A 4,677-nucleotide genomic window follows, 5' to 3' on the forward strand; every position below is an offset into this window, starting at 1 on the left:
ACTTTAAGATCAGATCGAAGGCGAATACCACCAGTATCCCGATCGACAGCACCCATAGCGTTTCGACGGCATTGTTCGGCACGACACGGTCGTAGACATTCATTGTAAACAACGGCGCGGCAAGGATGAAAAGATTGATTAATACCGAAGCGATCAACACGTCGCGGTAAATCGGGGTCGAACGGCGCAGCGTCCCCCAAAACCAGTGATACCCTTCATGTTTCAGCAGTTCACGGTGAGAACGGTCATAACGCCGCTCTTTTTTCAGAAAGAAGGCGAAGCCGAGATAATGTTCTTCCAGCGTTTCAAGTGCGATCCATTCTTCGCCGCCCGGAATATCCGGAAAGATGATTTTGGCTTTTCGGGTAATGCGGTCGATCTCTTCGAGTATGCACGCATTGTTGTCTTTGAGAATGAGGATACACGGCAAAACCATAGAGGAGATAGCGTCAAGTTCGCGCTGCACGAGAGTCGATACCAATCCGGCCCGTATTGCGGCACGGGAAAAATTGGAATTAGAATGTTCCAGTGAAAACAGTTCGGGAGTGGCGGCACCGTCCGGTACCGGCAGCCCTTCACTCAAAGCTTCTGCGCTGTAAGGATCGTGGTAGAGTTTGGTAAAAAGAACCAGACACTCCAGCAACGGATCGGAAAGGTGTTGCTTATTCACGGATTCCCTTTGTTTCTTTGATGATAAATTCGATGCGGCGGTTTAGTCGTCTGCCATCTTCAGTGGCATTATCGGCGATCGGTTTATGCAGACCGTGAGCAAAGATATGAACACGATCTTCGGAAATCCCCTGTTCGACGAGTACCGCTTTGGCTGATTCGGCGCGCAGGCGGGAGAGCCGTTTATTTGACCACTCCGGGCCTACATTGTCCGTATGACCGTGAATGTCGAGATACGCTGCCGGATTACTACGCAGTTTTTCGACAAGGGGGATAATCTCTTGTTTGCTTTGAGGCGAAAGGACGGCAGAATTGTGGGCAAAATGGATGTCGGCAAAGGTAACATTCGGACTTCCGGAGACGGTTTCGTCGATAATGATCGCCCGTGTAGCGGTTTTATCGGCTTTTGGCAGAATGACAGGTGCCGGTACCGGTTCCGGAACCGTCATTCGGGATTCGGGAAATTTGTTGATCATCGTCTCGATTTCGGGAATGATGATTGGTACCTGCACGATCGGTTCAAACGCTTTTTGGCAAACGTCGGTGATATCGAGGTATCCTTTGGTGTCACCGTATTGCGTCAGTTTCATGTTTCTGAGAGGTGCGTACGTGATATTGTCAGGGGCGGTAAGGCCGATCTGCTGATACAGATTGGCATCCAATGCATAGGTAACAAGCCCAAGAGATTCAAGAATCCGGTACGAAGCGTAGAGTAACCCGTCTTCGGCCGTAGCGAGCTCTTTTCGGGCTGTTGTGTATTCGAGTTCGACATTGAGCAGATCAAGCAGCGTACGTCGCCCGAGAAGGTATTCTTCGGCATACGAACCGGCTGTTTTTTTCGACAGTTCCACATGCATTCGCAGGCAGCGGATTCGATTGGAATAATACTGGTATGACATCCATGCCAGTTTGACTTTTTCGGCGACGGCGCGTTCCTGCTCATTCAGGCTTAACTGATGAGAGGTGATAATCTGGAGGTTCTGGAGCCGTGTCGCTTCATCGCCGCCGCCGTTGTAGAGGTTGTAATAAAGTTTCAGCATGGCGCGATAGCTTCGATCGTCATTTTTGTAGCCGTCGATGTCGTTTTGATAATCGGCGGAAAGTTCGGCATCGACGTTGGGGTAGAAACTGCTTTTTTCTTTCTTGTAGCGTGCTTTTTGCGTTTTGACGTTCGAGTGCTCGACCTGTAAGGTAGGACTGTGCGTCAATGCAAGATGAATCAGTGCCTCGAGATTGTCTGCAGGCAGAGAGGGGGCAGAGGGTTTCAGCATCGATTCGGCCGGAATGATCTGACCGTATATACGTTCGAAATTGATGATAGCGTCTTGATAGTTGTTTTGCTGCGCAATGTAGTTGGCGTAGGAGAGAACCATCCGCGCTTCACTCTGCTCGAGATCGGCACGTCGTCCGTAGCCTGCCGCTGTTTTTTCACGGATCATTTTATGTATCCGCTCGTGGGTTTTGACGTTTTCGTATTCCAGATCAAGCAGATGTTTGTTTTTGATGACCCCAAGATACCCCTGTACGGTACGCAATGTGAGGGCATTGGCTTCTTGCATCGTGTAGTAGCGGTATGTTTGAAGCCGCGATTCTTGTTCCAACACGTTGTTTTCGGTATTGAAGCCTTTGAAAAGATTTTCGGTGACGACCAAAGAAGCTTCTTTACGCGTCAAGTCAAATGTCTGGTTCGGGGTAGGGGCTTTGCGTTCCGTATGCTCGGGGCCGATTGCGCCGCTGATCTCAACGGTCGGTTTGTACCCCGCTTTTGCTTTGTCCACATCATAGCGCGTGCTTTTGTATTCGCTGATCCGTTTTTGCATTTGCGGATTGGTATCGAGCGAGGTCTGAACAGCCTGCTCAATCGTTAGACCGAAAAGGGATAAAGGAATTAATAATAGATTGAGTACGCTAATAGATGGTTTCATAAATACAGTACCTTATTAATTAGAAGACAGCAAAATATACTGTATTATCGACATTTATGCAATAAAAATAAAAAAAATAAGATTTATTGAAATTAAAAAGTGATATTAAAGTTAATAAAATATTTTCTAATAGTTTTATTTGTTTTTTATTATTCTAAAGTAGTTGTGTTTAGGCAGAATACGTGAAAATCAAACGAAGTCCAGAAAAACAAGCCATAAGTGTATGACTTGTTTTTTGGGTATTAAAAGCTGATAGACACGGTTGGGAAATCAACATAGACCGAGGTCGCAGTAACGTTATATCTGAATACGCCGCCGCCGAGATTGAATTTGACGTCCACATTGAATGCAGTGGTATTTTGATTGACGATCAACGGAGTCGGATGATCGTAGATTATCTGCACACCGTCACTAAGGGCGGTAGCCCCGTTCGCCGAAAGGATCGCTGCCGATACATACGCCGTATTGGTGAAATCGATCGTTACCGCGGTGTCAGCACGACTAGCGGTGGCAGTGGTCGCTACCGCCATCGCATTATTTACAAACGCATCCCCGATGGTCGGTCTGGTCCCGCCTGTGCATTGCGTGGCACTGTAACAGGCGTTGATCGTAAAAGTGTTGGCGATCGTAGCCCGAGTCTTCGTATACGTTCCGTAGGGGATTGTCGCGTTTGCGACCATAGCCGCGATGTCCGCACCTGCAGTTCCGCTCGCGATGTTGACGGTCGTCGGCGTATCGGATAATGTAACGTAGGTTCCGGTTTCACTGTTAAAAACTTCCAATTTGTTGATCGTTACGTTGTATTTTGTAATGCTTCTGCCGGCCGCTGCGCCGTCGACAAGCTCGGGATCACTTGGAATGGCTTCTAATGACGCGCTAAAAAGAACAGCAACGCTGAGCATTTTAAAGAATACCTTTTTCATCATGAACCTCTTCCTATTTTAATGTTTGCACTCACCGATTTCTCTATGATAAGGTCATGTTCCCTTTTGACGGGAATCAAGAGTCTTTCATGCAGATCGGTTGCCTGCTCGACATTCATGCTGCTGGGCGATTTTGTCCCCAAAGAGACGGTCATCTGGGCCATCAGACGATTTTGGTCCATACTGCCTTGTTTGTTGTTGTCGTGGGTGTATTTCATTCCCAGTGTGATCGAATCGTTCAGGAAATATTCGAGTCTTACCGCTTTTTGTTTGAGGTCTTCGGTCTGCTTGGCATCCCACACCGTATAGGAAGCAAATAGTTTCAATGGAAAGCTCGGAATAATACTTCCTCCCAATTCGGCATCCCATCCATCAAGGACTTCTTCGAAAACGCCGGTTGACACCTCTTTTTTATTCGTGATAGCCATGTATCGGTTGGCACGAAATTCAGCCAGTTGCCCGATCGCTTCGACGCCGACGCTCCATCTTTCATGATTGTTTTTATTTTGGTAATCATAAAAGCTGTTGATCCCAAGCATTACTTCAGGATGAATAATATTCCGGTATCCAAGGCCGAGATTGTAGGTGTCAACGTTCCCTCTTAACGAAGTATGAAATTGCCAAAACAACATATCGTCGGCATAAAACTGACTGACCGGCTGAACGGTTTCCAAATTCCACGTGGGTTTGTAGTTTTCTTCGACACCGATGTCAAACGTTGTCCTTTTCAACCATCCCGGAGCATTTTCAGGGGTTTCAATCATATTGAGAGCTTTGTTTATCGCTTCACTGATATTTGCACTGTTTTCATCGGCATTGGCTGCTGCAGAAAACAAACATGCGGCAAGCAAAGCAGAAATAGCCCGTCGTGTGGTTTTCATCTCTTTCCTCCTTCTATTTCATTCAAATCAAGTATAACACTTTTGCACGATTTTTGGTTTTTAAATTAAAAAAAATGATAAGAGCATGGATCGTGCGGGAAAAGAGGGGATAAGGAAGTACAAGTTTGTCGTATTGTTTTATGATATTTGAATAGTGTGTAAGTTTTTTTTGTTATTTAATTGAAAAAGGGAGGAAAAATGTGTGGTTGGTTGCGGAGGCCAGATTTGAACTGACGACCTTCGGGTTATGAGCCCGACGAGCTACCGGGCTGCTCTACT

General features: G+C 46.6%; 3 protein-coding genes and 1 pseudogene. All 4 read right to left on the minus strand.

The annotated features are described in order from the left end of the window. A pseudogene (locus tag JU82_RS12185) lies at positions 1–670 on the minus strand (type I secretion system permease/ATPase); the annotation flags it as partial. Continuing rightward, positions 663–2,594 carry a TolC family outer membrane protein gene (locus JU82_RS11220; RefSeq protein WP_037950757.1) on the minus strand — a complete coding sequence of 644 codons (1,932 nt, stop codon included), beginning with the start codon at positions 2,592–2,594 and terminating at the stop codon, positions 663–665. The gene JU82_RS11220 and the pseudogene JU82_RS12185, both read right to left, overlap by 8 nt. Positions 2,595–2,836: 242 nt before the next feature. Then, the gene (locus JU82_RS11225; protein WP_037950764.1) at positions 2,837–3,520 is read right to left on the minus strand and encodes a DUF4382 domain-containing protein; all 684 of its coding nucleotides are present in this window, start codon (positions 3,518–3,520) and stop codon (positions 2,837–2,839) included. Further along, the gene (locus JU82_RS11230) at positions 3,517–4,398 is read right to left on the minus strand and encodes an inverse autotransporter beta-barrel domain-containing protein (RefSeq protein ID WP_037950767.1); all 882 of its coding nucleotides are present in this window, start codon (positions 4,396–4,398) and stop codon (positions 3,517–3,519) included. The genes JU82_RS11225 and JU82_RS11230 overlap by 4 nt, the downstream gene beginning before the upstream one ends. Positions 4,399–4,677 lie beyond the last annotated feature (279 nt).

This window comes from Sulfuricurvum sp. MLSB (genome assembly GCF_000747095.1).
GTDB lineage: Bacteria > Campylobacterota > Campylobacteria > Campylobacterales > Sulfurimonadaceae > Sulfuricurvum.